Annotated in this window: 2 protein-coding genes; both read right to left on the bottom strand. The window is 37.9% G+C overall.

Annotated features, from left to right (window positions below; all coding sequences use genetic code 11):
* Positions 1-354: 354 nt before the first annotated feature.
* Entirely contained in the window at positions 355-1,083 is a 729-nt protein-coding gene (locus tag JWG45_RS21285) for a hypothetical protein (RefSeq protein ID WP_205281620.1), read from the bottom strand.
* Positions 1,080-1,907 (bottom strand): RHS repeat-associated core domain-containing protein (locus tag JWG45_RS21280; protein WP_205281619.1); only part of this gene is annotated, 828 nt, incomplete at its 5' end. The genes JWG45_RS21285 and JWG45_RS21280, both read right to left, overlap by 4 nt.

The following is a 1,907-nucleotide window of genomic DNA, read 5'->3' as shown; positions in this document are numbered from 1 at the left end:
GAAGTTACGATATTCTCGCTCTCGATGTATTCGAGTCCGTAGAACTTGCTTGGATAAAGAATCTCTACGTTTGTAAATTGGTTGGGTGGGCGTTTCCTCGCTTACGCTCGGACCGGGCTCTCCGCTTCGGTTAAGAAATTGAGGTTTTCTTTTGAAGAAGGAAGCTTTATTGGATCAGCAATTTCTTAACCCCGCATCGATCCCTAACGCGGCGATCCATAGAATCGCGGTCTTGAGTTTACCTGCGGCATGAAAGGAATGTATTGGTTTTCTCTTTTCGGATCTCTCTTACTCAAAGAAAATTGTTTTCAAAGAACGTTTCGATATGCGGTTCGTAGACGCAACTCATCTCATCTAAAAGAAATTCTTTAAGTAAGCAGTAAGAATTATTTTTCTAAGAATTAATCGCAATGTTAAGCTTTGATCCCAGCGATTTGCTGCTATAAAAAGTTGATCTTTCAAGAAATTTTTTGTTTTTCGATTTGAATAACGTTGAAAGATGTATTTGATATTTTTATAGTTTTTATTAGCTACAAAAAGGAATAAAATATTGCCCGTGCTGAGTTCAGAACCCGTTTGTTTTGGGTATAGAATTAACAAATCCTTTTCTAAGGTTTTGCGAAATGCATTGTATCCCTCTTCTTTGCTGAAAAGAATTCCTATATATATGAATCGACATTTAAGGCTGTCTGAGTTGTAAAATGAATTTAATTTAAGGTGATTAGCAAGTAGGTCGTATAAATTTTCTAAAGAATATTTATTAATTAAGAACATTATCGAACTGATTTGTTCTGGATTCAAAATTGATATAGATTTTTCTATAAAATTTGAAATCAATTTATTATCGATTCCTGCTGTACCGATAATAAAAACTGCAAGGTCAATGTCAAAGTTGTCGCCTGCCAAGAGACAACACGCAATATCATATAAGACATTTGGTTCAACTTCTTTTTCTTTAATAAACTCGAAAAAATGACCTTCAAATAATTCTTCATCAAACTGTTTTTTTGATCTATCTCGAGTGTGCTTCTTTGCCAGCTTTCTAATTTCAGTGACGGTTTCTTTTAAATTATCGAAGCTCATTGTGTTTTCCCAAAATGATCAATATTTTTGTACGGAATTTCTCCATTTACACGATATTGCGGAATTCCATTAGGACCTTTATTTGTTATTCCGGCAGCTCTTATGGTAGTATTTTTAGGAATTGTTAACTCTAATAAAGTAGCCCCACCTTTAAATCTTTCGGCATATTTTGGATCACTTTGAAGTTGTTTGTTGTATAGCGTAGAAACTATTTCTTTTGGACTATTTAGATTTACTTTCTTTAAATCATCTAATTTTCCTACGGTCGGCCAGTTTCTTTGAGGGAGTCCTTTTTCTTTTATCATAGCCAAGTCGCTTGTAGGAACTATCTTACCATATTTGGAAGTTTCTTTTGTCGCATTGACTGCATTTGAAACAGAAATTTGCGATTGTGGAAGTCTATTTAGTAAAGAATTCGTAAGATTGGAGCTACCAAATCGGCTGCTTAAATAAATTGCTGATGGAAGAGCCGCCGCTCCGAGTTCAGCGGCCGCTATGTAACCAGTTGCGACCGCTGAAGCAGTGGCAACTGTCCCAACGACTGCACTCTTGGCTCCTTGGGAAACAGCGTTTAAACCCGCAGAATTACAACTGGAATTCCCTTTGCATTGGGAATTGATCATAGTTCCAATGCCACCGTTGGCCTCGTGCCCCGTCGGATCCTTCGCCCCAATCGGATTTCCCTTCACATACGAGAACCGATTCCAACCTTGTGTGTCCCACTCCCCATCAATGACCGTGTCCGCACTGGTAAACCTTGCGATCCCCGGATCGTAATAACGAGCGTTGTAAAAGTAAAACCCGGATTCTCTGTCTAACTCCTG

The organism is Leptospira ainlahdjerensis (assembly GCF_016919175.1).
Classification (GTDB): domain Bacteria; phylum Spirochaetota; class Leptospiria; order Leptospirales; family Leptospiraceae; genus Leptospira; species Leptospira ainlahdjerensis.
The sequence above is the reverse complement of the archived record's forward strand: the minus strand, read 5'-3'. Positions and strand labels throughout refer to the sequence as shown.

Coding starts and splice junctions, on each gene's coding strand:
- JWG45_RS21285 (WP_205281620.1), bottom strand. CDS start 1,083: ATGAGCTTCGATAATTTAAAAGAAACCGTCACTGAAATTAGAAAGCTG.